The sequence below is a fragment of the Pantoea dispersa genome (assembly GCF_019890955.1).
Lineage (GTDB): Bacteria > Pseudomonadota > Gammaproteobacteria > Enterobacterales > Enterobacteriaceae > Pantoea > Pantoea dispersa.
Genome location: NZ_CP082346.1, coordinates 1,850,991 through 1,876,663, shown reverse-complemented (window position 1 = coordinate 1,876,663; position 25,673 = coordinate 1,850,991). Strand labels below are relative to the sequence as shown.

General features: G+C 55.6%; 25 protein-coding genes. 15 read left to right on the top strand and 10 right to left on the bottom strand.

All coding sequences use genetic code 11. The features are described 5' to 3' along the window. Window positions 1-79 precede the first annotated feature (79 nt). Together ansA and pncA are read left to right on the top strand one after the other, a co-directional pair. Entirely contained in the window at window positions 80-1,093 is a 1,014-nt protein-coding gene (gene ansA, locus K7H94_RS08650; protein ID WP_058757717.1) for an asparaginase, read from the top strand. 16 nt (window positions 1,094-1,109) lie between these two features. Then, window positions 1,110-1,718, top strand: a complete 609-nt coding sequence (gene pncA / locus K7H94_RS08645) for a bifunctional nicotinamidase/pyrazinamidase (protein ID WP_058757718.1) — start codon at window positions 1,110-1,112, stop codon at window positions 1,716-1,718. 35 nt (window positions 1,719-1,753) lie between these two features. Here the strand turns inward: pncA and K7H94_RS08640 are convergent, their stop codons facing one another. Both K7H94_RS08640 and msrB read right to left on the bottom strand, forming a co-directional pair. Continuing rightward, entirely contained in the window at window positions 1,754-2,035 is a 282-nt protein-coding gene (locus K7H94_RS08640) for a YeaC family protein (protein WP_222951969.1), read from the bottom strand. 2 nt (window positions 2,036-2,037) lie between these two features. Further along, window positions 2,038-2,448, bottom strand: coding sequence for a peptide-methionine (R)-S-oxide reductase MsrB (gene msrB, locus K7H94_RS08635; RefSeq protein WP_021510062.1), 411 nt, complete (start codon window positions 2,446-2,448; stop codon window positions 2,038-2,040). A gap of 338 nt (window positions 2,449-2,786) precedes the next feature. Between msrB and gapA the strand changes: the two genes are divergently transcribed. Further along, window positions 2,787-3,785, top strand: a complete 999-nt coding sequence (gene gapA, locus K7H94_RS08630; RefSeq protein WP_021510061.1) for a glyceraldehyde-3-phosphate dehydrogenase — start codon at window positions 2,787-2,789, stop codon at window positions 3,783-3,785. 74 nt (window positions 3,786-3,859) lie between these two features. Beyond that, entirely contained in the window at window positions 3,860-4,735 is an 876-nt protein-coding gene (locus tag K7H94_RS08625; RefSeq protein ID WP_222951968.1) for a D-hexose-6-phosphate mutarotase, read from the top strand. 24 nt (window positions 4,736-4,759) lie between these two features. On the opposite strand, the gene K7H94_RS08620 is transcribed toward K7H94_RS08625, so the two are convergent. Both K7H94_RS08620 and K7H94_RS08615 read right to left on the bottom strand, forming a co-directional pair. Further along, on the bottom strand, window positions 4,760-5,608 hold the full coding sequence (locus tag K7H94_RS08620; protein ID WP_152390960.1) for an aldo/keto reductase: 849 nt from the start codon (window positions 5,606-5,608) through the stop codon (window positions 4,760-4,762). Between the two features lie 83 nt (window positions 5,609-5,691). Beyond that, a complete protein-coding gene (locus tag K7H94_RS08615) occupies window positions 5,692-6,441 on the bottom strand; it encodes a MipA/OmpV family protein (RefSeq protein WP_059009705.1) in 750 nt (249 codons plus the stop codon). A 409-nt stretch (window positions 6,442-6,850) separates the two neighbouring features. Here K7H94_RS08615 and yeaG point away from each other — a divergent pair, with 409 nt between their 5' ends. From yeaG to K7H94_RS08585, 6 genes are all read left to right on the top strand, one after another. After that, window positions 6,851-8,785 carry a protein kinase YeaG gene (gene yeaG, locus K7H94_RS08610; protein WP_021510057.1) on the top strand — a complete coding sequence of 645 codons (1,935 nt, stop codon included), beginning with the start codon at window positions 6,851-6,853 and terminating at the stop codon, window positions 8,783-8,785. A 90-nt stretch (window positions 8,786-8,875) separates the two neighbouring features. Further along, window positions 8,876-10,150 carry a YeaH/YhbH family protein gene (locus K7H94_RS08605; RefSeq protein ID WP_058757723.1) on the top strand — a complete coding sequence of 425 codons (1,275 nt, stop codon included), beginning with the start codon at window positions 8,876-8,878 and terminating at the stop codon, window positions 10,148-10,150. Between the two features lie 231 nt (window positions 10,151-10,381). Then, window positions 10,382-12,109, top strand: a complete 1,728-nt coding sequence (locus K7H94_RS08600; RefSeq protein WP_021510055.1) for a potassium/proton antiporter — start codon at window positions 10,382-10,384, stop codon at window positions 12,107-12,109. 75 nt (window positions 12,110-12,184) lie between these two features. Further along, entirely contained in the window at window positions 12,185-12,418 is a 234-nt protein-coding gene (locus K7H94_RS08595; RefSeq protein ID WP_021510054.1) for a DUF1480 family protein, read from the top strand. Between the two features lie 379 nt (window positions 12,419-12,797). Next, complete coding sequence (gene wbaP, locus K7H94_RS08590) at window positions 12,798-14,264, top strand: undecaprenyl-phosphate galactose phosphotransferase WbaP (RefSeq protein WP_058757724.1); 1,467 nt, start codon at window positions 12,798-12,800, stop codon at window positions 14,262-14,264. A 120-nt stretch (window positions 14,265-14,384) separates the two neighbouring features. Further along, on the top strand, window positions 14,385-15,578 hold the full coding sequence (locus tag K7H94_RS08585; protein WP_222951967.1) for a multidrug effflux MFS transporter: 1,194 nt from the start codon (window positions 14,385-14,387) through the stop codon (window positions 15,576-15,578). Here the strand turns inward: K7H94_RS08585 and dadX are convergent. Together dadX and K7H94_RS08575 are read right to left on the bottom strand one after the other, a co-directional pair. After that, the gene (dadX, locus tag K7H94_RS08580) at window positions 15,571-16,641 is read right to left on the bottom strand and encodes a catabolic alanine racemase DadX (protein WP_058757726.1); all 1,071 of its coding nucleotides are present in this window, start codon (window positions 16,639-16,641) and stop codon (window positions 15,571-15,573) included. The two genes, K7H94_RS08585 and dadX, sit on opposite strands and share 8 nt — an antisense overlap. 21 nt (window positions 16,642-16,662) lie before the next feature. Continuing rightward, complete coding sequence (locus tag K7H94_RS08575) at window positions 16,663-17,964, bottom strand: D-amino acid dehydrogenase (RefSeq protein ID WP_058771249.1); 1,302 nt, start codon at window positions 17,962-17,964, stop codon at window positions 16,663-16,665. 499 nt (window positions 17,965-18,463) lie between these two features. Here K7H94_RS08575 and K7H94_RS08570 point away from each other — a divergent pair, with 499 nt between their 5' ends. Beyond that, on the top strand, window positions 18,464-19,999 hold the full coding sequence (locus K7H94_RS08570) for a SpoVR family protein (protein ID WP_222951966.1): 1,536 nt from the start codon (window positions 18,464-18,466) through the stop codon (window positions 19,997-19,999). Window positions 20,000-20,323: 324 nt separating this feature from the next. On the opposite strand, the gene fadR is transcribed toward K7H94_RS08570, so the two are convergent. Then, window positions 20,324-21,043 (bottom strand): fatty acid metabolism transcriptional regulator FadR, encoded by a 720-nt coding sequence (gene fadR / locus K7H94_RS08565; protein WP_058757728.1) that lies wholly within the window; start codon window positions 21,041-21,043, stop codon window positions 20,324-20,326. Window positions 21,044-21,352: 309 nt separating this feature from the next. On the opposite strand from fadR, the gene dsbB reads away from it, so the two are divergent. Beyond that, entirely contained in the window at window positions 21,353-21,883 is a 531-nt protein-coding gene (gene dsbB, locus K7H94_RS08560; protein WP_040679952.1) for a disulfide bond formation protein DsbB, read from the top strand. Window positions 21,884-21,940: 57 nt separating this feature from the next. On the opposite strand, the gene K7H94_RS08555 is transcribed toward dsbB, so the two are convergent. The 3 genes from K7H94_RS08555 to K7H94_RS08545 all read right to left on the bottom strand — a co-directional run bounded on the left by K7H94_RS08555 (window position 21,941) and on the right by K7H94_RS08545 (window position 23,658). Next, complete coding sequence (locus K7H94_RS08555; RefSeq protein ID WP_222951965.1) at window positions 21,941-22,387, bottom strand: YcgN family cysteine cluster protein; 447 nt, start codon at window positions 22,385-22,387, stop codon at window positions 21,941-21,943. A gap of 65 nt (window positions 22,388-22,452) precedes the next feature. Beyond that, window positions 22,453-23,112 (bottom strand): fumarylacetoacetate hydrolase family protein, encoded by a 660-nt coding sequence (locus K7H94_RS08550; protein ID WP_021510045.1) that lies wholly within the window; start codon window positions 23,110-23,112, stop codon window positions 22,453-22,455. A gap of 270 nt (window positions 23,113-23,382) precedes the next feature. Continuing rightward, a complete protein-coding gene (locus K7H94_RS08545) occupies window positions 23,383-23,658 on the bottom strand; it encodes a YcgL domain-containing protein (RefSeq protein WP_222951964.1) in 276 nt (91 codons plus the stop codon). A 153-nt stretch (window positions 23,659-23,811) separates the two neighbouring features. On the opposite strand from K7H94_RS08545, the gene minC reads away from it, so the two are divergent. Genes minC through minE form a run of 3 tightly spaced genes read left to right on the top strand, consistent with a single transcriptional unit; the run spans window position 23,812 to window position 25,638 of the window. After that, window positions 23,812-24,519, top strand: a complete 708-nt coding sequence (minC, locus tag K7H94_RS08540) for a septum site-determining protein MinC (protein ID WP_021510043.1) — start codon at window positions 23,812-23,814, stop codon at window positions 24,517-24,519. Window positions 24,520-24,552: 33 nt separating this feature from the next. Beyond that, window positions 24,553-25,365: a septum site-determining protein MinD gene (gene minD, locus K7H94_RS08535; protein ID WP_021510042.1), complete on the top strand. Its 813-nt coding sequence runs from the start codon at window positions 24,553-24,555 to the stop codon at window positions 25,363-25,365. Window positions 25,366-25,368: 3 nt separating this feature from the next. Beyond that, window positions 25,369-25,638, top strand: a complete 270-nt coding sequence (gene minE / locus K7H94_RS08530) for a cell division topological specificity factor MinE (protein ID WP_010616394.1) — start codon at window positions 25,369-25,371, stop codon at window positions 25,636-25,638. Window positions 25,639-25,673: the final 35 nt, after the last annotated feature.

Sequence of the window (25,673 nt, the reverse complement as noted above, 5' to 3'; positions counted from 1 at the left end):
CAGCCCGGCCGCTGGTCGGGCTGCTTTTCCCCGCTAATCCCCTTATACTGCGCGTTTTACGGCAAGTCTGAGTCCATTCATGCAAAAGAAAAATATCTATGTAGCCTACACGGGCGGGACCATCGGTATGCAACGCTCCGCGCAGGGTTACATTCCGGTCTCTGGCCATCTGCAGCAGCAGCTGGCGATGATGCCAGAGTTTCACCGTCCGGAAATGCCGGATTTTACCATCCACGAATACCACCCGCTGATTGACTCCTCGGATATGACGCCGCAGGACTGGCAGTCAATCGCTGACGACATCCAGCTGAACTACGATCGCTATGACGGTTTCGTCATTCTGCATGGCACCGATACCATGGCGTTCACCGCGTCGGCGCTGTCGTTCATGCTGGAGAACCTGGCCAAGCCGGTGATCGTCACCGGGTCGCAGATCCCGCTGGCCGAGCTGCGCTCAGACGGTCAGCAGAACCTGCTGAACTCGCTGTATGTCGCGGCCAACTATCCGATTAATGAAGTGGCGTTGTTCTTCAACAACACGCTGTTCCGCGGTAACCGCACCACCAAAGCCCACGCCGACGGTTTTAATGCGTTTGCCTCACCGAACCTGTCGCCGCTGCTGGAAGCGGGCATCCATATTCGCCGTCTTAATACGCCGCCGGCACCGCGCGGCAGCGGTGAGCTGATCGTCCATCCGATCACGCCTCAGCCGATTGGCGTGGTGACCATCTATCCAGGCATCTCTGCCGACGTGGTGCGCAATTTCCTGCGTCAGCCGGTCAAAGCGCTGATTCTGCGATCTTACGGTGTGGGCAACGCGCCACAAAACGCCGAGTTTCTTGCCGAACTGCAGCAGGCCAGCGAGCGCGGCATTGTGGTGGTGAACCTGACGCAGTGCATGTCCGGCAAGGTCAACATGGGCGGTTACGCCACCGGCAACGCACTGGAACACGCCGGCGTGATCAGTGGTTTTGATCTCACCGTCGAGGCCACCCTGACTAAACTGCACTTTTTGTTAAGCCAGAACCTCACCAGCGCTGAAATTCGTGCCAAAATGCAGCAGAATTTACGTGGCGAACTGACCGAAGACTGATACGGAGCAAAATCCCATGAAGCGGGCATTGATAATCATCGATATTCAGAACGATTTTTGCCCCGGCGGCCCGATGGCCGTGCGTGAAGGTGACCAGACGGTTGCCGTTGCTAATCGCTATGCACGCGAATTCCGCGCGCGCGGTGAATGCGTGGTGGCGTTGCAGGACTGGCATCCTGCCAATCACGGCAGCTTTGCCTCGGTCTCTGGCGAGCCGGTGTATACCCTCGGTGAACTGAATGGTCTGGCACAGATATGGTGGCCGGATCACGGCGTGCAGCACTCACACGGCGCGGATTTCCATCCGGATCTCGATCGCAGCCTGATTGATGCGGTGTTCCATAAAGGCGGCGATGTGGATGTGGATAGCTACAGCGCCTTTTTCGATAACGGGCACCGCCGCAAAACCGAGCTCGACAGCTGGCTGCGCGAGCGCGGCATTACTCACCTGGTGATGCTCGGCCTGGCGACCGATTATTGCGTGAAGTACAGCGTGCTGGATGCGCTGGAACTGGGATATCACGTTGAGGTGGTGCAGGAAGGCTGCCGTGGCGTCAATCTCAATCCGGACGACAGCGAGATCGCGATCGCGCAGATGCAGGCGCAGGGTGCGGTCATTATCTGAAAATCAGGGCTGGAACTCTCCAGCCCTGCAGCCGGTTAATGCAGGTTGATGCGCGTCACGTCGGACTCGATTCCCCACTCTTCCTTCAGCTGTTTTTTCGACTTCATCACCATCTCGCCGCCTTTACCGATGGTCATGTGCTGCGGTTCGTCGTTGTGCCGCGCCTGCCACAGCATCACCAGCTGCAGGCAGTTTTCTTTCTGATCCTGCGTCAGCGCCACGCCGTCTGGCCACTTGCCGGTTTCCACCGCAGTGGCGAGGCGCTCGTAGACTTCCGGCGTCATCGCCGCCAGCATTGCTTCCAGTTCCTGCTTCATGCTCAGCCCTCGTGCTGATTGCCCTGCTCGTCGGTAAAGTTCAGCGACGCTGAGTTGACACAATAGCGCTCACCGGTTGGCTGCGGGCCATCCGGGAAGACGTGGCCCAGATGGGCGTCGCAGTTACCGCAGCGGATTTCGACGCGGTGCATACCGTGCGAGTCATCTTCCAGATAGCGGATAGCTTCATCGTTATACGGCTGGTAAAAGCTCGGCCAGCCGCAGCCGGAGTCATACTTGGTTTCGGAGAGAAACAGCGGTGCGTTGCAGACCAGGCAGTGATAGATGCCCTCCTGCTTGTTGTGCAACAGCGCGCCGGTGAAAGGCGGTTCGGTTCCACGATGCTGAGTGACGTAGCGCTGCATTTCCGACAGCTGGGCAATTTTTGCCTCGGGTGCGGTGTCTTTAGCCATTTTGAGTTCCGGAGTGTCATTCTGTAAAAATCGTCTAGTATTCTAACAAACGAACAACATCTTCCGGGTCTTTTTTCGTGCGGATGCTTTTGCCCCGACCAGCACTGCGCAATTTTGTGATGACGATCACTCTTTGCAACAGTCATCCCTTTTTAGTCTGCATTCGGCGTAAGATAGGTGCGCAATAAGGGCGCTGCGCAAGCGTTTGCGCACCCAATTATTCCTGGCGCTGGAATTGACCTGTCGCAACAATTGACACGATTCCGCTTGACGCCTGGTAAGGTTTTTGTAATTTTACAGCCAACCTTTTATTCACTAACAAATAGCTGGTGGAATATATGACTATCAAAGTAGGTATCAACGGTTTTGGCCGTATCGGTCGCATCGTTTTCCGTGCTGCTCAGCAGCGTTCTGACATCGAAATCGTCGCGATCAACGACCTGCTCGACGCCGATTACATGGCTTACATGCTGAAGTATGACTCTACACACGGTCGTTTCGACGGCACCGTAGAAGTGAAAGATGGCGCGCTGATCGTTAACGGTAAAAAAATCCGTGTTACCGCTGAGAAAGACCCGGCTAACCTGAAATGGGACGAAGTGGGCGTTGACGTTGTTGCTGAAGCAACCGGTATCTTCCTGACCGACGAAACCGCACGTAAACACATCACTGCCGGCGCGAAGAAAGTGGTTCTGACTGGCCCGTCTAAAGATGACACCCCAATGTTCGTTCGTGGTGCCAACTTCGACAAATATGCCGGCCAGGACATCGTGTCTAACGCTTCCTGCACCACCAACTGCCTGGCACCGCTGGCTAAAGTAATCAACGACAAGTTCGGTATCGTTGAAGGTCTGATGACCACTGTTCACGCCACCACCGCCACCCAGAAAACCGTTGATGGCCCGTCTCACAAAGACTGGCGCGGCGGCCGCGGTGCAGCGCAGAACATCATCCCATCTTCTACTGGCGCAGCGAAAGCAGTAGGCAAAGTTCTGCCAGAGCTGAACGGTAAACTGACCGGTATGGCGTTCCGCGTACCAACGCCAAACGTGTCTGTGGTTGACCTGACCGTTCGTCTGGAAAAACCAGCGTCTTATAAAGACATCTGTGCAGCCATCAAAGCCGCTGCTGAAGGTGACATGAAAGACGTGCTGGGCTACATCGAAGACGACGTGGTTTCTACCGACTTCAACGGCGAAACGCTGACTTCCGTGTTCGACGCGAAAGCCGGTATCGCTCTGAACGACAACTTTGTGAAACTGGTTTCCTGGTACGATAACGAAACCGGTTACTCCAACAAGGTTCTGGATCTGATTGCACTGGTTGCTGCTAAGTAAGCTAACCAGCTAAACAGACAAGGGGTGACTTCGGTCGCCCCTTTTTTTTCGATTGGATGAGAGAAGGTCTGACAATGCACAATTCGCTCTTTAACTTGCCCGTGGTGACGCAGATCACCCCTTACCTGTCGCAGCGTCAGATGGGTGAATTGCCGATTCTGGTGATCAGCCATCCGAAAGTACGCGCCGCCATTGCCCTGCAGGGTGCGCACCTGCTGGCATGGCAGCCGGCCGGTCAGCAGCCCGCCATCTGGCTCAGCGACAAGACGCCGTTCATCAGCGGCAAAGCCATTCGCGGCGGCGTGCCGGTCTGCTGGCCGTGGTTTGGTCCGGCAGGTGAACCTGCGCATGGCTTTGCCCGTAATCAGCCGTGGACGCTGACGGCGCATGATGAGAACGAAGATGCGGTAATGTTGACGTTCACGCTGGAAAGTAATGCACAAACGAAAAAACTGTGGCCGCACGATTTCACACTGCTGGCGCGCTTCCGCATTGCTGAACACTGTGAGATTGAGCTGGAAGCCTGGGGCGATTATGAAGCCACTGCCGCGCTGCACAGCTATTTTCAGGTGGCGGACATTGCGCAGGTTGAAGTCAGCGGGCTCGGCAACAGCTACATCGATAAGGTGCAGGACAATGCCATCGGCAGCGCAGCGGACGGTAAACAAACCTATCCCGATCGGGTTGATCGCATTCATACCGCAGCGGAAGACTGCAGCGTGATTCACGATCGCGCCGGTAAACGACAGATTGAAGTCTACCACCATTATCAAAGTGACGTTGTCACCTGGAATCCTGGCCCGGAACTATCCTGCAGCATGGCCGATATGCCTAATGATGGTTATAAAACCATGGTGTGCGTGGAGACGGCGCGGATTAACAAGCCGATGAAAAGTGCCGGAGAAACCCCTGCCCGCCTTGGCGTCACGCTGAGAATCCGCAATAAGTAATGCTGAACGGCGCGTGCGCGCCGTTTACACCACATCCAGCGCCAGTTTGTGCTGCGGCGGCGGAAAAGCGCGATCCAGCAGCGCCAGCTCATCGCTGGTCAGGGTGATATTCAGGGCCGCCGCATTCTCCTGCACGTGCGCCACGCTGCCCGCCTTGGGAATGGCCATTACGCCCGGCTGGCGAATCACCCAGCTAAGCAGCAACTGAGCGATGCTGATGCCCTTCTGTTGTGCAATCTGCTGCAGAGTCGCATCGTCAAACAGCGCCTGACGCAGCCGTCCGGCCTGCGCCAGCGGACAGTAAGCCATGACGGGCGTATGGTGCTGCTGACAGAGCGGCAGTAAATCGAATTCAATACCGCGTGAAGCCAGATGGTACAGCACCTGATTAGTCGCGCAGCCCATACCACCGGCTTCACTCCACAGCTCCTGCAGATCGTCGCTATCAAAATTGGAGACGCCCCAGTGGCGAATTTTGCCCTGCTGCTGCAGCGTTTGCATGGCGCGCACGGTCTCTTCCAGCGGTACATTACCGCGCCAGTGCAACAGATAAAGATCGAGATAGTCCGTCTGCAGACGGCGCAGACTGCGCTCACAGGCGTCAATCGCATCGACCTCACCGGCGTTCCACGGGTAAACTTTTGATACCAGCCAGGCTTGATCGCGCCGTCCGCGCAGCGCTGCGCCGACCACCTCTTCCGCGCCGCCTTCGGCATACATCTCAGCGGTATCGATCAGTTTCAGTCCGGCGTCCAGTCCAGCCTGCAGCGCAGCGATTTCCTGCGCCCGCTGTGCCGGATTTTCGCCCATATACCAGGTGCCCTGGCCGATAGCCGGTAACGGCGTATCGTCGTTAAACTGAATCGTCTTCATCTCACCTCCTGTTGCGCCATTACGGGGCGCAATATTGGTGCAAGGTAACAAAAACGCCTCATTATGAGGCGTTCGTGCGGTCATCAGAAGCTGTAGCTGACGCCGGTCCACAGCGTAAACTGACCGTCTTTATCTACCATCGGACTGTCTTTGATTTCACTGGCGAAGCGGGTGTAACGGCCTGACAGGCTGGCGTTCCAGCTCTCGCTGATCTGGTAGCTGGCGTTCATCTCGACGTAAGGCGACCAGCTGTCGTCCGGGTGATAGCGATCGATGCCGGTACGCGCGCTTTCGTGGCCGGAAACGCCGTAGTAATAGCGGTTTTGGTTGGCACTGTTCCACATTGCGCCAATGCCCGGCGTCAGGCTGAACGCGCCGAAATCAAAGCGGTACAGGTAGGTCAGGTCCCAAATCATGCCGTTGCTGTTATTCAGCACATCGCCCAGCAGCGCGGTACGCACAATCCCCCAGTCAGCAACGTGACGATAAGTCGCGCCGGCCATCAGCGTCATGCGACGCTTGTCCAGCCCTTTCATATCGCCCAGATCGTTATCTTTCGGGTCATACTGCTGCGGCGAGCCCAGCAGCGTTAACGACAGCTGATTCTGCGGGTCTTTCCACAGGTAATAACCGCCCTGCAGGCTGCGGAACCAAAAGTTTTCCCCCTCATAATTGATGACCGGGATCGGCAGATAACGGTCCTGGCCGCCGCGGTACGGCGACTGGGCATAAATAACCGAAGCCCCAAGTGACAAGGGTTCAGCGTAAGTGCTGAACGCCGCAAAATAGCAAGGACACATCAGAGCAAGCGCTTTAAGTTTGAAATGGTTCACAATTTATTCATTCCATTAATATAACAATCACACGCAGAGTCTAACCAAATTTTGCCACTGGTTTAACTTTTAATGTTGATTTCCTTTTTATCCTGTCAGAAGCGTCTGAGACGCAGCGCACCTGTTGCCGCAAGGGCGTGACGGCCTTAGCGCTTATGAGACTTTGTTATTGATATATCGCTAAATAAGGAGAAAAGACGGAGCAATTTTTCTGATTGCCTTCTACAGTAAAAGTAAGACGAGAATTTTTTGTACGAGCAGAGTAACCATAAGAATTGTGAATCCCGATAAAAAATCGTCAGGTTGGCATAAGGGTTGCTGTACTCAATAAAGAATATCTTCCGGGAGCTGCAAGAGCATCTTATTACGCTCCTTTACCTGTGCTAAAAACGAAAGGACGGGCATCGCTATGAATATATTCGATCACTATCGTCAGCGTTATGAAGCTGCCAAGGACGAAGAGTTCACACTGCAGGAATTCCTCACCATCTGTAAGCAGGATCGCAGTGCATACGCCAACGCGGCAGAACGACTATTGATGGCCATCGGTGAGCCTGTGATGGTCGATACTGCCCAGGAGCCTCGCCTTTCCCGTATCTTCTCGAACCGCGTCATCGGACGCTACCCGGCCTTTGAAGAGTTTTACGGTATGGAGGAAGCGATTGAGCAGATCGTCTCCTACCTGAAACACGCCGCGCAGGGGCTGGAGGAGAAGAAACAGATTCTGTACCTGCTCGGCCCGGTGGGCGGCGGTAAATCCTCGCTGGCCGAACGGCTTAAAGCGCTGATGCAGCGCGTGCCGATCTATGTGCTGAGTGCCGACGGTGAACGCAGCCCGGTCAATGACCATCCGCTGTGCCTGTTTAATCCGCAGGAAGACGCCAATATTCTGGAAAAAGAGTACGGCGTGCCGCGGCGTTACCTTGGCACCATTATGTCGCCGTGGGCGGCAAAACGGTTGCATGACTTTGGCGGCGACATCACCCGCTTCAAAGTGGTGAAAGTGTGGCCGTCAATTCTGGAACAGCTGGCTATCGCCAAAACCGAACCGGGTGATGAGAACAACCAGGATATTTCAGCGCTGGTGGGTAAAGTGGATATCCGTAAGCTGGAAAACCACGCGCAGAACGATCCGGATGCCTACGGCTATTCAGGTGCGCTGTGCCGCGCCAATCAGGGCATCATGGAATTCGTGGAGATGTTCAAAGCACCCATTAAAGTGCTGCATCCGCTGCTGACCGCCACTCAGGAAGGTAACTATAACGGTACCGAAGGGATTTCCGCCCTGCCGTTTAACGGCATTATTCTGGCGCACTCCAACGAATCAGAGTGGGTGACATTCCGTAACAACAAGAACAACGAAGCTTTCCTTGACCGTGTATACATCGTGAAGGTGCCTTACTGCCTGCGCGTGTCCGAGGAGATCAAAATTTATGAAAAACTGCTCAACCACAGTGAGCTGACTACCGCACCTTGCGCACCCGGCACGCTGGAAACGCTGGCACGTTTCTCGATTCTGTCGCGTCTGAAAGAGCCAGAAAACTCCAGCATCTACTCGAAGATGCGCGTCTATGACGGTGAAAGCCTTAAAGACACCGATCCGAAAGCGAAATCGTGGCAGGAGTATCACGATTACGCCGGTGTGGATGAAGGCATGAACGGCCTGTCGACCCGCTTCGCCTTTAAGATTCTGTCACGCGTGTTTAACTTCGACCATGCCGAAGTAGCGGCTAACCCGGTACACCTGTTTTACGTGCTGGAGCAGCAGATCGAGCGCGAGCAGTTCCCGCAGGATCAGGCGGAGAAGTATCTGGAACACCTGAAAGGCTATCTGATTCCGAAATATGCGGAGTTCATTGGCAAAGAGATTCAGACCGCTTACCTCGAATCCTATTCGGAGTATGGTCAGAACATCTTCGACCGCTACGTCACTTATGCGGATTTCTGGATTCAGGATCAGGAGTACCGCGATCCGGATACCGGCCAGCTGTTTGATCGTGAATCACTCAATGCCGAGCTGGAAAAGATCGAGAAACCTGCCGGGATCAGTAACCCGAAAGATTTCCGTAACGAGATTGTCAACTTTGTGCTGCGCGCACGAGCGCAGAATAACGGACGCAATCCAAACTGGACCAGCTACGAAAAACTGCGCACGGTGATCGAGAAGAAAATGTTCTCCAACACCGAGGAGTTGCTGCCGGTGATTTCGTTCAACACCAAAACATCCACGGACGAACAGAAAAAACACGACGATTTTGTCGATCGCATGATGGAAAAAGGCTATACCCGCAAGCAGGTGCGTCTGCTGTGCGAATGGTATCTGCGCGTGCGCAAATCGTCATAATCGACAGCGGTAAGCTACGCGGCATCCACATGCCGCCTGAGGAGGCCGGACCCGTTCCGGCCTGGCTTACAGCGTAGTTTGGGGGAATTTATGGCCTATTTCATCGATCGGCGTCTTAACGGCAAGAATAAAAGTGCGGTCAACCGGCAGCGCTTTTTGCGCCGTTATAAGTCGCAAATCAAACAGTCGATCTCCGAGGCCATCAACAAGCGTTCGGTCACCGACGTGGAGAGTGGCGAATCGGTGTCGATTCCTATCGACGACATCAACGAGCCGATTTTCCATCAGGGGCGCGGCGGCAGCCGCCATCGCGTGCATCCGGGGAACGACCACTTTGTGCAAAACGACCGCATTGAGCGGCCGCAGGGCGGCGGTGGTGGCGGCAGCGGTCAGGGCAATGCCAGCCAGGACGGAGAAGGTCAGGACGAGTTCGTGTTTCAGATATCGAAGGATGAGTACCTCGACCTGCTGTTTGAAGATTTAGCGCTGCCTAACCTGCGCAAAAATCAGCATCGCCAGCTCAATGAGTACAAAACTCACCGCGCGGGCTTCACCTCGAATGGCGTGCCGGCCAATATCAGCGTGGTGCGCTCGCTGCAAAACTCGCTGGCGCGACGAACCGCCATGACCGCAGGCAAGCGTCGCATGCTGCACGAACTGGAAGCCACACTGAGTGAAGTCGAAAACAGCGAGCCGGCGCAACTGCTGGAAGAGGAGCGGCTGCGTAAAGAGATTGCGGAACTGCGGGCGCGCATTGAGCGCGTGCCGTTTATCGACACCTTTGACCTGCGTTACAAGAATTTCGAGAAGCGGCCTGAACCGTCCAGCCAGGCGGTAATGTTCTGCTTAATGGACGTTTCCGGCTCGATGGACCAGGCAACCAAGGATATGGCGAAACGCTTTTATATCCTGCTTTATCTGTTCCTTAGCCGGACTTACAAAAACGTCGATGTAGTGTATATCCGTCACCATACTCAGGCGAAAGAAGTCGATGAACAGGAGTTCTTCTACTCGCAGGAAACCGGCGGCACTATCGTCTCCAGCGCGCTTAAGCTGATGGATGAAGTGGTGAAAGAGCGTTATGACCCGTCGCAGTGGAATATCTATGCGGCGCAGGCCTCGGACGGCGATAACTGGGCGGATGACTCACCGTTGTGTCATGAAATTCTGGCGAAGCATATTCTGCCGGTGGTGCGCTACTACAGCTACATTGAGATTACCCGACGGGCGCACCAGACCCTGTGGCGCGAGTATGAGCATCTGCAGGCGATGTTTGATAACTTTGCCATTCAGCACATCCGCGAGCCGGAAGACATCTACCCGGTATTTCGTGAGCTTTTCCATAAACAGGTCGCTGAAGCCTGAGTTTACCAGCCGGTCACCGACCGGCTTTTTCTTTACCCCGCCCGGCTTAACCCCTCTGAAAACTCTGCTGTTTTTCTGTGCGGATTTAACCTTCTATGGGATAGCACGTCACAGAATGAAAAAATGTGCAATTAACCGCTGACAAGCTATTGATAAGGCATTATCTTTTGACCTTGTCTGTGTGAATTGCCCGCAATTTGCTTTTTTATGCCCCGCCGCAGGAGAACGCCGTTGAATGCCAGCATGATTTACAGTTTGTTCATTATTGGTTCCGTGCTGGTCGCAGCAAGTATTCTGCTGAGTTCCTTCTCGTCGCGTCTCGGTATCCCGATTCTGGTGATCTTCCTGGCGCTGGGGATGCTGACCGGCGTGGACGGCATCGGCGGTATTGCCTTTGATAACTATCCGGTGGCCTATCTGGTGTCCAACCTGGCGCTGGCGATTATTCTGCTCGACGGCGGCATGCGCACCAAGGCCAGCTCGTTCAAGGTGGCGCTTGGTCCGGCGCTGTCGCTGGCCACCGTTGGCGTGATGATTACCGCCGGCCTCACCGGTCTGGCTGCCGCCTGGCTGTTTAAGCTCGATCTGATGCAGGGCTTCCTGATTGGCGCCATTATCGGCTCGACCGACGCCGCAGCGGTGTTTTCACTGCTGGGCGACAAAGGGCTTAACGAGCGTGTCAGTTCCACGCTGGAGATTGAATCAGGCAGCAACGATCCGATGGCGGTGTTTCTTACCATTACGCTGATCGACATGATCCAGCAGGGGCAGAGCGGCCTGAGCTGGATGTTTGTGGTGCATCTGGTGCAACAGTTCGGCCTGGGCATTGTGCTCGGACTGGGCGGCGGCTGGGCGCTGCAGCAACTGATCAACCGCATCAGCCTGGCGCAAGGGCTCTATCCGCTGCTGGCGCTGAGCGGCGGCATTATCGTGTTTGCCCTGACCACGGTGATGGAAGGCAGCGGCATTCTGGCGGTGTATCTGTGTGGTTTTCTGCTGGGCAACAGCCCGATTCGTAACCGCCACGGCATTCTGCAGACTTTCGACGGCATGGCCTGGCTGAGCCAGATTGGTATGTTTATCGTGCTCGGCCTGCTGGTGACGCCGTCTGACCTGTGGCATATCGCGCTGCCGGCGATGATTCTCTCACTGTGGCTGATTCTGGTGGCGCGTCCGCTGTCGATTCTGGTCGGGCTGCTGCCGTTTAAAGGCTTTACCGGACGTGAACGCATCTTTATCAGCTGGGTAGGCCTGCGCGGTGCGGTGCCGATTATCCTCGCGGTGTTCCCGATGATGGCCGGGCTGGAGAATTCAAAACTCTACTTCAATATCGCCTTCTTCGTGGTTCTGGTATCTCTGATGCTGCAGGGCACGTCACTGGGCTATGCCGCTAAACGGGCTAAGGTGGTGGTACCGCCGACCGCGTCGCCCATCAGCCGCGTCGGGCTGGATATCCATCCGGAAAATCCGTGGGAACAGTTCGTTTATCAGCTCAGCGCCGACAAATGGTGCGTCGGCGCCGCGCTGCGCGATTTACAAATGCCGCGCGAAACGCGCATTGCCGCCCTGTTCCGCGATAACGCGCTGATGCACCCCAACGGCAATACGCGTCTGAAAGAGGGTGACGTGCTGTGCGTGATTGGCCGTGAGCGCGATCTGCCGGCGCTGGGCAAAATGTTCAGCCAGACGCCGCCGGTGGCGCTGGATCAGCGCTTCTTTGGTGACTTTATCCTTGATGCCGAGGCGCGCCTGCGCGATGTCGCGCAGATCTATGGCCTGGAGCTCGACGAAGAGACCAACGATCAGCAGTCGCTCGGCCAGTTGATTATGGGTCTGCTCGGCAGCACGCCGGTGGTGGGAGATCAGGTCGAGTGGAACCAGCTGACGTGGACGGTGGCGGAAAAAGAGGATAACCAAATCGTCAAAATCGGGGTGCGCGTGCGGGAAGAGAAGGAATAATCTGAGGCCGTATCGCTCGTAAACTGCGTGTCAGCGTCTATGATCACTATTCCACCCAGCAAACGGGAGAAGATGATGGGACACGTGGTGAAGATTGGTCGTTACGAGATCGTCGATGCAGTAATGGATGTGGAGAAGCTGGATACCGTCGGCATCCCCTGCCATACCAACCCCGGCCTGAGTTATCAGCTCGACGGCTGGGATCATGAAACCAGCGTACCGGCGTGGATTGATGGCGAACCGGTCGATCTGCAAATCGGCCACTATGACAAGCAGCAAGACCGCTGGGTATTGAAAAAACCGGCCTGATATTTTCCTCACCGCCATTCACTTTGACTGGCGGTCATTCCGAAAAGTAGTCTTAAAATAGTCTGTTATTTTTATGGCACCTTTTACTTTTAATATTATTTTTCAACAGATTAGGCAGTTTATACTTTAATCAAATATTGTTTTTTCAGACTCTTTCCATATTAACTCTGTCAAATAACTCCTGCATACTCTTAAACGTTGCTGCAGCTTTTCGTGACGTAAATCACGTCTCAAACGGCCCTTTCCATGCAGCGCTTATGGCAGCACTGACTCATATCTCGCTGAATATTATTTTATTTCTGCTTTCAGCGGACGACTCCTGAGCGCGTACTTGATTCTGGTCAGGCCATCTTTTACTTAAGAAAAGAGAGCAGGTTTTATGGCAAGTACATTGGTAATGAACGATGCAACCCGCTCGTGGAGCGGACTGCGCAAAAATCTCATCGCGAAAGTGGCACTCAGCTTTTCGGATTTAATTGCACTGAACCTGGCATTATTTTTATCCGCGGCCACCGTCCAGGGTATTTGGGGAGAACTGGACAGTTTTATTCCGCCGCAGCAAATTGAATACCGCTTTGTCGCACAGTTAGGTCTGTCAGTGCTGTGCACGGCCTGGTTCTGGGTGCGTATGCGTCACTACACCTACCGCAAACCGTTCTGGTTTGAGCTGAAAGAAATCGTCAAAACGCTGTTTGTGTTTTCGCTGCTGGATCTGGCGCTGATTGCCTTTTCCAAATGGGACTTCTCGCGCATGGTGTGGGTATTTAGCTGGACTTATGCCCTGCTGCTGCTGCCGCTGATGCGAGCCGGCGTGAAGCGTGCCATCAATCGCGCTGGCCAGTGGCAAAAAGAGACCATTATCATCGGCTCCGGTAAAAACGCCATGGAAGCCTACGCAGCGCTGCAGAGCGAGGAGATTCTGGGCTATAACGTGCAGGCGTTTATCTCGCTGGATGATGAGCCTCACCAGGAAAGTGTTAACGGTGTGCCGGTTATTACCTGGAAAGACATCAACTGGCAAACCATGGACCGTGACAACACGCAATTTATCGTCGCCACCGAATTTGAACAGCAGGTGGTGCGCGATAAATGGCTGAAGTTTCTGTCCAAAATGAAATGCCGCTCAATTTCGGTTATCCCTACGCTGCGCGGTGTGCCGCTGTATGGCACCGATATGTCGTTTATCTTCAGCCATGAAGTGATGATCCTGCGCGTAAGTAACAACCTGGCGAAACGCTCCTCGCGTTTCCTCAAGCGCACTTTCGACGTAGTGGTTGCCTCCCTGCTGCTGCTGTTTCTTGCCCCGGTGTTCGGTCTGCTGTGCTGGATGGTGAAGCGCGATGGCGGGAATGCCATTTACGGCCACGAACGCGTCGGTCAGGATGGCGTGAAGTTTAAGTGCCTGAAGTTCCGTTCAATGGTGACCAACTCACAGGAAGTGCTGCAGAATCTGCTGGCCACCAGTGCCGAAGCGCGCGCTGAGTGGGATCGTGATTTCAAACTGAAGAATGATCCGCGCATCACCAAAATCGGTGGCTTCCTGCGGAAAACCAGCCTGGATGAACTGCCCCAGCTGTGGAACGTCATTCGTGGCGAAATGAGTCTGGTGGGACCGCGTCCGGTGATTGAAGCCGAGCTGGAACGCTACGCCGGCGATGTCGACTACTATCTGATGGCCAAACCGGGCATGACCGGTCTGTGGCAGGTCAGCGGGCGTAACGATATCGACTACGACACGCGCGTCTATTTTGACTCCTGGTACGTGAAGAACTGGGCGCTGTGGACTGACATCGCCATCCTGTTCAAAACCGCTGGCGTGGTGCTGCGCCGCGACGGTGCTTACTGATACCCTCGACGCGATGTCTGCGCTGTGCCGGCAGACATCGCCTTTTCGTTTTAGCCCTTTCTTTTTGGCCGCAGACTCATTACCCTTCTCGCCTGTTTAACAGGACGTTACTGGTTCGTAATGCAAAAGTTTACCCTACTCCTTTTGAGCCTGGTGCTGCTGGCACCGCTGGGCATCGATCTCTATCTCCCCACGCTGCCGCAGATTGCCGACGGTCTTAACAGCCCGGTCAGTCTGATCCAGACCACCATTCCGCTGTTTTTGCTGGTGATGGGTATCGGTCAGCTGGTTACTGGTCCGCTGGTGGATAATTTTGGCCGTAAGCCGATCGCGCTGATCGGCCTCGCGCTCTATATCATCGGCAGCGCAGTGGCCGCAACCGCCACCGTCTGGCCGGTGTTCTTCCTGGCGCGCCTGATTCAGGGCTGTGCGGTATGCTGTAGTGCGGTGGTGGCATTTAGCGGCGTGCGCGATCGGCTGAGCGGCGATGCCGCGGCGCGGGCTTATGGTTTCCTCAATGGCGCGCTGAACATCGTGCCAGCGCTGGCACCGCTGCTCGGCGGTATTCTGGCGGAAGCCTATGGCTGGCGTGCGCCCTTCTGGTTCCTGTGCGGCTATGCGCTGGTGATTGCCGTTATTGTGGTGGTCGCACTGCCGGAAACGCGTCCGGCGGACACGCTGCGCGTTAAAGGGCTGCCGCTGGCGCAGTATGCTGCCATCGCCCGGCAGCCGCGCTTTCTCGCTTTCGCCTTTGCCAACGCGGGCGCGCTCGGCATGGTGCTGACCTACGTTTCGCTGGCACCGCACGTGTTGATGACCGAAGGTGGCCTGACGCCGCTGCAATTCTCCTTTGCCTTTGGCGCCAACGGTTTCTGGATCATGCTGGTCAGTGCCTTCGTCAATAAAACCATTCGTAAAGCGGGCCGCCCGTTTTGTCTGGCCATGGGGTTTGTCACCATGCTGCTCGGTGCGCTGCTGCTGGTGGCGGGGATGACGCTGTTACCTGCGGCCTGGCAAACACACTGGTCGCTGTACATGATTCCGGTGGCGATCTCGGTGGCCGGCCTGGCCTTCACCGTCGGTCCGGCCACTAGTTATGCGCTGGAGCCGTATCAGCAGCAGGCGGGTGTGGCGGCGGCGTTGCAGGGATTTATTCAGATGGCGGGTGGTGCGGGCGGCAGCCTGGCGATGGTGGCGCTGCCGGTGGCAGAGAAATCAGCGTTAGCGCTGATGATGCTGGTGGGTGCAGCGCTGGCGCTGATCGCCTGGCGCTGCAGTAAGAACATGCGTGGTACAGTGACGGCGCTTAACTAAGCGTGACCGGGACGCGCGGCGCGAGCGCGCACATCAGCTCGTAGCCTACCGTTCCGGCGGCTTTCGCCACCTCATCAATTTTCACCTCGTTACCCCACAGCTCCACGCGCGATCCGATACCCGCCTGCGGGCAGGGTTCGAGGTCAATCATCATCATGTCCATCGAGATCGCCCCAAGCGTTTGCGTGCGGATGCCATCAACGCTGACCGGCGTACCGGTCGGCGCATGGCGCGGATAGCCGTCAGCATAGCCACAGGCCACAATACCGATACGCTGTGGCGCGGCCGCGTGGTAGCGATAACCGTAGCCAACGCCCTCGCCGGCACCGATCTGCTGTATGCCAATAATTTCACTGCTGAGCGTCATTACCGGCTGCAGACCGGTACTGGCGATATCCTGCCAGTCGCCGCTCGGTGACGCGCCATAAAGAATAATCCCGGGCCGCACCCAGTCAAAATGCGCCTGCGGATGCCACAGCGTAGTCGCTGAGTTGGCAAGCGAACGCGGACAGTTCAGCCCTTCCGCCGCCTGTTCGACGCGCTGCATCGGTTCCACCAGCCCCTGCGGGTTTTCCGCATCGGCGAAGTGCGCCATCAGCGTCATTTCCCCCACGTTGGGCAACGCACGCAGCTTGTGCCAGGCCGCCTGTGCCTGTTCCGGACGAAAACCGAGACGGTTCATGCCGCTGTTGATCTTCAGATAAACATCGACTGGCGCCGACAGCTGCGCCTTCGCCAGCGCCTGAATCTGCCAGTTACTGTGTACACTGGTGGTCAGGCGATAGCGATCGATCAGCGTCAGGTCATCGGCGTGAAAGAAGCCTTCCAGCAGCAGAATTGGCTTTTTCCAGCCCTGCTCGCGCAGCAGGATCGCCTCTTCCATATTCAGCAGCGCGAAACCGTCGGTCTCCGCCAGACTCTGCCATACGCGGGCAATGCCGTGGCCGTAGGCATTGGCCTTCACCACCGACCAGACGCGCGCGTGCGGTGCCGCCTGACGCACAATCGCCAGATTGTGGCGCAGCGCCTGTTGATTAATGGTGGCACCCGTAGGACGTGACATGTTTTTACTCTCCCTGAAGTATCAGCGCGTCGCGCTGGCATTACGCAGCGGCGATGCCGGGGCCGCAAAGCCCGGCAGATAACGCAGCACCGACAAGTCGTCGGCGGCGATGGCCGGTTTACGTCCCGAAATCAGATCGGCCAGCAACTGGCCGGAACCACAGGCCATCGTCCAGCCCAGCGTACCGTGCCCGGTGTTCAGCCAGAGATTGGTCAGCGGCGTGCGCCCGACAATTGGCGTGCCATCCGGCGTCATCGGGCGCAGTCCGGTCCAGAACGTAGCCTGTTCAACATACCCGCCTTCAGGATAGAGATCGCGGACCACCATCTCCAGCGTTTCACGTCGTGCCGGCAACAGTTTGGTGTTAAAACCAACGATTTCGGCCATGCCACCGACGCGAATGCGGTCATCGAAGCGTGTTACCGCCACTTTATAGGTTTCATCCAGAATGGTGGAGACCGGCGCGCCCTGCGGATCTTTGATCGGGATAGTCAGGGAATAGCCTTTCAGCGGATAGACCGGAATCGACACGATGTCTTTCAGCAGCGCCGTGGAGTAAGAGCCAAACGCCACGACGTAAGCATCGGCTTTGATGACCTCATCGCCGCACTTCACGCCATAGATGCGATTGCCTTCGCGCAACAGTTGATCCACCGACGTGTCATAACGGAAAGTGACGCCGGCTGCGGCTGCCATCGCCGCCAGACGCTGGGTAAACAGCTGGCAGTCACCGGTTTCGTCATTCGGCAGGCGCAGGCCGCCGGTCAGCTTGTGCGCGGTACCCGCCAGCGCCGGCTCCACGCTGTGCAGCTGATGCGCTTCCAGCAGCTCATAGGGCACCCCCGCTTCACGCAGTACCGCGATGTCTTTGCTGGCGCTGTCAAACTGTTGCTGCGTGCGGAACAGCTGCAAAGTGCCGCCCTGGCGCCCTTCATAGGCGATACCGGTGCTGCTGCGCAGTGCCTTCAGGCAGTCGCGGCTGTATTCGGCGATACGCACCATACGGCCCTTATTTTCCTGGTAGTGACGCATGTCGCAGTTGCGTAGCATGTTCCACATCCACTCCAGCTGGAATTTGCTGCCGTCGAGTCGCACTGCCAGCGGCGCATGCTTCTGAAACATCCACTTTACCGCCTTAAGCGGTACACCGGGCGCCGCCCAGGGTGCCGCATAGCCGGGCGAAATCTGCCCGGCATTGCCGGCACTGGTTTCCAGCGCCGCGCCGGGCTGGCGATCGATTACGGTGACGTCATGCCCCGCCTGCGCCAGATACCACGCACTGGCTACCCCTACGACACCACTACCCAGAATGACTACGCGCATAAGCCCCTCATCGCGAAAAGCATAATTAACTGGTATCACCATCGGGTTTAGCATAACCCGATGGCTGAACTGATATTACATTCGACCCTTTCATTTCACATGTTTTTCACTTAACTGCACACTGAAATCATGCGGTCGCGCCAAAATCAGAGTTTTTTGTGCCTTAAAAGCGTTAACCAGCGAATTATTATGCGAAAGGCAGAGCATCTCACTTTTTTCAGGAGAAAGCGCCGCAGTCATATCGCGCGCTTATAAACAGGATTTAATGCTGCAATTTATCACTCAGATAACACATAACCTTATTAGCTACCAAAGCACGCCTATTATGATGATTTTGTACCAAAAGAATTCGATTGAGTTCCCGCATCGGATAAGCGACAGTGGACTATCATTGAAGTGTTCGCTCAGTTTTTTTGGGCTGTCTTTCTCAGGATGAAGCCTTAAACGATCGTGACAGGTGACACTCTGTTGCCTGCCGCTTGCAAAACAGAGGTGCGCTATGACGACAATGTTTGACGAGCCAACCCGCAACAGCAAACGACTCAGTGACGGTCCCGACTGGACCTTTGAACTGCTTGATGTCTACCTGGCGGAGATCGACCGCGTGGCCAAAAGCTATGGGCTCGATACCTACCCGCACCAAATCGAAGTGATCACCTCCGAGCAGATGATGGATGCGTACTCCAGCGTGGGGATGCCCATCAATTATGCCCACTGGTCGTTCGGCAAGAAGTTCATCGAAACCGAGCAGCGCTATAAACATGGCCAGCAGGGACTGGCGTACGAGATCGTCATTAACTCGAATCCCTGTATCGCTTACCTGATGGAAGAGAACACCATGACCATGCAGGCGCTGGTGATAGCGCACGCCTGCTATGGCCACAACTCTTTCTTCAAAAACAACTACCTGTTCCGCAGCTGGACCGATGCCAGCTCAATTGTCGATTATCTGCTGTTCGCGCGTAACTACATCTCTGATTGTGAAGAGCGTTATGGCGTGGAAGAGGTCGAGCGGCTGCTGGACTCCTGTCATGCGCTGATGAACTATGGCGTCGATCGCTATAAACGCCCGCAAAAGATTTCGCTGCAGGAAGAGAAAGCGCGGCAGAAAAGCCGGGAAGAGTATCTGCAAAGTCAGGTCAATACGCTGTGGCGCACCCTGCCACGTAAAGAGAAAGAGTTTACCCAGGTCGAGGCGGCGCGCTATCCCTCTGAGCCGCAGGAAAACCTGCTGTACTTTATGGAAAAGAACGCGCCACTGCTGGAGTCGTGGCAGCGTGAAGTGCTGCGCATTGTGCGTAAAGTCAGCCAGTATTTTTACCCGCAGAAACAGACCCAGGTGATGAATGAAGGCTGGGCGACCTTCTGGCACTACACCATCCTGAATCACCTGTACGATGAGGGCAAAGTGTCGGAGCGCTTTATGATGGAGTTCCTGCACAGCCATACCAACGTGGTGTATCAGCCGCCGTATAACAGCCAGTGGTATAACGGTATCAACCCGTATGCGCTGGGCTTTGCCATGTTCCAGGACATCAAGCGCATCTGTCAGTCGCCAACCGAAGAAGATCGCTACTGGTTCCCGGACATCGCCGGCTCCGACTGGCTGAAGACGCTGCATTTCGCCATGCGCGAGTTTAAAGACGAGAGTTTCATCAGCCAGTTCCTGTCGCCGAAAGTGATGCGGGATTTCCGTCTGTTTACGGTAATGGACGACGATCGTAATAACTATCTTGAGATTGCCGCCATTCATGATGAGGCGGGATATCGCGCGATTCGTCAGCAGCTGTCGGCGCAGTACAATCTGAGCAATCTGGAGCCCAATATTCAGGTGTACAACGTTGACCTGCGCGGTGACCGTTCTCTGACGCTACGCTATGTGCCGCAGCAGCGCGCCCCGCTCGATAAGAGCCGTCGCGATGTGCTGAAGCATGTGCATCGGCTGTGGGGTTTTGATGTCAATCTGGAACAGCAGAACGAAGATGGCAGCGTGGAGCTGCTGGATCGCTGCCCGGCGCGCGGACCAGCGCTTTAAACAAAATCTCCATGCTCAGGGACGAGCATTTATCATCCTGCGTTGTAAGCCCCTAATCTCACAGATAATCCTGCACCAACTTCACAGACAGTCAGTATCCGCTGATGCGGCGGGCTATTCGCAGCGCTGAGGCTTTTACGTTGCGCCAGGAGATTCCCGCGGGGAGGCGGGAATCAGGCCGGGCCGGTCAGGAAGACCGATACCGGCCGGTCCGTCAGGCGCAACGTGAACGCCGAAGGTACCGCGTAAGCGGCGCGAGGAGCAGCCCGGCAGCAGCGGATATTGGCTGTCCGGGACAGGAACCCGTAAAACGTTTGTACGCTGTTAACGCTTACTGCTCAAATCATCCGGCATGCTTTTCTGCATACTGTGCCAGATTTCACCGCTGCGGCGGCCGTAGTTACGCACGCTGTCGACGATCTGATCCTGCGTCGGCTGTTTGCCACACAGATCCGCCAGCTGACGATAAAAGTTACGCGCCAGTTCACGCGCTTCCGGATTTGAGAAGTAATGGCGGCCAACGCGGGTGTACAGCCCTTTCAGACCGTTGAGAATCAGGCCGTAAATCGGGTTGCCGGAAGCGAAGGCCAGGCCGCGAAACACGCGGTAATCAAGCTCGGTATAGGCTTCAGCCTGATCTTCCTCGCTCAGCGCACTCTCCAGCACTTCACGCGCCTTATCCGGATGATGACGCAGCGCGCGGCTGATAAAGATAGACGCGATATTTGTGCGCACTGACAGCAGGTTATCAATTAACTGCGGCACACTGTCGTGGTCAAGACGGGCGAGCGTTTCGAGGATATTAAGACCAGACGTTTCCCAGAAATCATTGACGCGGGTGGGTTTACCATGCTGAATGGTCAGCCAGCCATCACGAGCCAGCCGCTGCAGCACTTCACGCAGAGTGGTGCGGGTCACGCCGATCAGTTCAGAAAGCTCACGTTCGGCAGGAAGAATCGATCCCGGCGGAAAACGGCTGTTCCAGATGCTTTCAATTATGTACTCTTCAGCGAATCCTGCAGGGCTCTGTGCCTTAATCACCATAGCATTTATTTCTCGTTGCTTTCTTTGTCGTAATAGCACTCATCATACCAGAGGGGTCATAGCGGAAATAGCCTGCCAGCGGATTAAAAGCGCGCGCTGGCGCAAAATTCAGCAGCTGCGCAGCGAAAAAAGCCGTGGGTTACGCTGCGCTTGCGTGGGCGCTTTTGATGCCGTGTGCTAAAAGCCACGATTTTTTGGCGTGGATCAGGGATAAGTCATTTTTATACATGATTTTTTCCGCCTGCCTGGCTGGCACGGGTACGCTTTTGGTTTACACTGCGATGCATTAACGGCTACGGGAAAAGCAATATGTTGCGATACTTGAATCAATGCTCACGCGGACGCGGTGCCTGGTTATTAATGGCCCTGACCGCCCTGGTTTTTGAACTGGTTGCGCTGTTCTTTCAGCACGTGATGGGACTGCAACCCTGCGTAATGTGTATCTATGAGCGTTGTGCGCTGTTTGGCGTCATGGGCGCCGGCCTGGTGGGTGCAATTGCGCCTAAAACGCCGCTGCGCTGGGCGGCCATCGCCATCTGGCTCTACAGCGCTTATGAAGGGGTACGCCTCTCTTATGAGCACACCATGATTCAGCTGCATCCCAACCCGTTTGTGACCTGCGATTTTGCTGCTCGCTTCCCGAGCTGGCTGCCGCTGGATAAATGGCTGCCGGCGGTATTTGTCGCCAGCGGTGACTGCGCCGAACGCGGATGGACTTTCCTGACCTGGAGCATGCCGCAGTGGATGATCGTGATTTTTGCCGCTTATCTGCTGGTGGGCATTCTGGTATTGATTGCGCAACCGTTCAAAGCAAAACGTCGCGATCTGTTTGGTCGCTGAGTTCCAGTCAAACTAAGTCTCAGACAAAACAGGCAGCCGCGGCTGCCTGTTGCGTTATCAGCCGTTCCGATCCGGCCGGTCAATAATGTGTTCTTCCCAGTCGCGCACTTCACTCTCGCGCACCGCGATGTATCGCACCGAAATACGCTGAGCATGCATCGCCTTCTTCGACCCGGCAATCAGCGGGTGCCACGCCGGCAGCGTTTTACCCTCCCCCAACAGCCGGTAAGCGCAGGTGCGCGGCAGCCAGTTAAAGGTGGTGAGATTCTCGCGCGTCAGCTTGATGCAATCTTCTTCGTACTCGAAGCGACGCTCATAATTGCGGCACTGACAGGTCTTGATGTTGAGCTGATTGCAGGCGACATTGGTGAAGTAAATCTCATCGGTATCCGCATCCTGCAACTTATTCAGACAGCACTGTCCACAGCCGTCGCACAGCGATTCCCACTCTGGGTCGTTCATTTGGTCCAGGCGTTTGGTCTGCCAGAAAGGTTGGTCGGTCATGATAGCGGTCCGGGTTGAGCAACAAGACCGCACCTTATAAAGCTTCAGGTGCGGTGATGCAAGTATTACAGTACGCGGGTGCTGATACCGTGACCGGCCAGCGACACTTCCAGCTTATCGCCGGAGCGCAGCGGGCCCACGCCTTCAGGCGTACCGGTCAGCACCACGTCACCGGCGCGCAGCGTGAAGTACTGGCTCATGTAAGCAATCAGCGGCAGAATTTTGTGGATCATATCTGCCGTAGTGCCGTGCTGGCGCACCTCGCCGTTAATGACCAGCTTGAGTTCGGCATCCTGCGGATCGACGCTGAATTCAGCCGCCGGAATAAACCCGGACAGCGGACAGGAGTTATCGAAACTCTTGGCGCGCTCCCATGGCTGACCGGCTTTCTTAAACCCGGCCTGCAGATCGCGCAGCGTTAAATCCAGCGCGACGCCATAACCGGCAATCGCTTTTGCCACGTGCTCTTCACTGGCCTGCTTCAGGGTGGCACCAATCAGCACCGCCAGCTCCACTTCATGATGCACCTCACCAAAGCTGGCCGGGATCGACAGTGGCTGCCGCAAATCGCACACCGCGGTTTCCGGTTTGATAAACACCACCGGCTCACTCGGGGTGGCGCTGCCCATCTCTTTAATATGCTTTGCATAGTTGCTGCCGACGCACACCACTTTGCTAACCGGATAATCCAACAGCGCGCCCTGCCAGTTACGATGCTGATACATGCTAATCCCCTGCTTGAGTTGTGTTAGGTGCCAGCCGCGCTGGCGAAGATGTCTCATCAGCCGCCGGAACGTGGCAGGCTGCTGAGCACTATATTAGCGGGTTTATCGCGGCGCACGTGACGGAAAGCGGCAAAAGCCGTTCCCCTGTTCATCAGGTCCTCCGCTTAAGACAACGATTATTGCCCACAATAATGGGTTAAGGTGAGCAATTAAATTAATGCCGAAGCACTGATTATATTTACAGGATATATTTTTACAGATGAATCTGAATTAAACTTTTTTACCCTGTTCAAGATGAATGTTGAGCAGACTTTCAACCGGTGGTGGGATCTGCAAATAATAACCTTGTTCGCTTAAACCCTGCTTAACTTTATTGATGTCAGCGTTGGCCAGCCTGTCGCGCTGGTCGAGCGACAGCACCATCGCCAGCTGCGGTTTGCCAAAGCCGCGCAGCAGTTCTTCCGGGACGCGCGAAAAATCGCCTTTTTTTTCTACATACAGATAAGTCTGGTCGCGTTGCGGGCTTCTATAGATCACACAAAACATATTTTTTACTCGAATTAACTAAGGGCGTCACTTGCCTGAATATAGCAGTAACTATAACATGCTTGCAGAACTTCGAATATTGACCCGCGGGTGTTAATGACGATTTTATCGGCGTTTACTTCAGGGTCGTAAAACAGGACTGAGTCAGGACAGATGTCGCAATCGCCAATCGAATTCAAGGGCAGCAGTTTTACCCTGTCAGTTGTTCATCTGCACCATTCGCAACCCGAGGTGATTCGTCAGGCGCTGCAGGACAAAATCGACCAGGCCCCGGCTTTTCTGCACAACGCGCCGGTGGTGCTGAACGTGTCAGCCCTGAACGGTGACATCAACTGGAAGCAGATGCAGCAGGCCGTCAGCGCCACCGGCTTACGCATTGTGGGCGTGAGCGGCTGTAAAGATGAAGCCCTGAAAAAGATGATTGCCCGCGCTGGCCTGCCGGTGCTGTCAGAGGGTAAAGAGAACCGCAAACGCGCTGATGCGCCCGCGCCGGAGCCGGAAGCGGTCGCGCCGCCGGTCAGCGAACCGGCCAGCAAAACGCGGATCATCAATACGCCAGTGCGTTCCGGTCAGCAGATTTACGCGCGCAACGCCGATTTGATCGTCACCAGCAGCGTCAGCGCCGGTGCCGAACTGGTGGCTGACGGCAACATTCATATTTACGGCATGATGCGCGGCCGCGCGCTGGCCGGTGCCAGCGGCGATCGCGACTGCCAGATTTTTTGCACCAACCTGTCAGCAGAGTTGGTCTCCATTGCCGGCGAATACTGGATCATGGACCAGATTCCGGCGGAATTCTTTGGTAAAGCCGCGCGCCTGTGCCTTAAAGAGGGCGCGCTCACCATCCAGACACTTAATTAGGCCCCTTTTCTTTCGTTAAGGAAATCAACATTTATGGCACGCATCATTGTAGTTACATCGGGTAAAGGGGGCGTTGGCAAGACCACGTCAAGCGCGGCCATCGCCACAGGGTTAGCGCAGAAAGGCAAAAAAACCGTGGTGATCGATTTCGATATCGGTCTGCGTAACCTCGACCTGATCATGGGCTGTGAACGCCGCGTGGTGTATGACTTTGTCAACGTTATCCAGGGCGATGCGACGCTGAATCAGGCACTGATTCGCGACAAGCGCACCGAGCAGCTTTACATTCTGCCCGCCTCACAAACCCGTGATAAAGATGCCCTGACCCGCGAAGGCGTGGAAAAAGTGCTGAACGACCTGGCGGCAATGGACTTCGATTTTATCGTCTGCGACTCGCCGGCCGGTATCGAAACCGGTGCGCTGATGGCGCTGTACTTCGCGGATGAAGCAATCATTACCACCAACCCGGAAGTCTCTTCCGTGCGTGACTCAGACCGTATTCTCGGCATCATCTCGTCGAAATCACGTCGCGCTGAAAACAGCGAAGAGCCGGTAAAAGAGCACCTGTTACTGACCCGCTATAACCCGGGACGCGTAACGCGTGGCGACATGCTGAGCATGGAAGACGTGCTGGAAATCCTGCGCATTCCTCTGGTCGGCGTGATTCCGGAAGATCAGTCGGTGCTGCGCGCGTCTAACCAGGGTGAGCCCGTGATCCTCGATGCAAACTCTGACGCCGGTAAAGCTTACGCTGATACCGTAGATCGCCTGCTTGGCGAAGAACGCCCCTTCCGCTTTATCGAAGAAGAGAAGAAGGGTTTCCTGAAACGCCTGTTCGGGGGATAACCAATGGCATTACTTGATTTCTTTTTATCCCGTAAGAAGAACACAGCCAACATAGCCAAGGAAAGGCTGCAGATTATCGTGGCCGAACGCAGAAGGGGCGACAGTGAGCCCCACTATCTGCCGCAGCTGAAGCGCGATATCCTGGAAGTGATCTGTAAATACGTGAAAATTGACCCGGACATGGTCACGGTGCAGCTGGATCAGAAAGGGGATGACATCTCTATCCTCGAGCTCAACGTGACGCTGCCGGAGACGGAAGACGTTCCTAAATGATTGTAGCGGGTTCCTGATTTTCCCCTGCGTGGTTG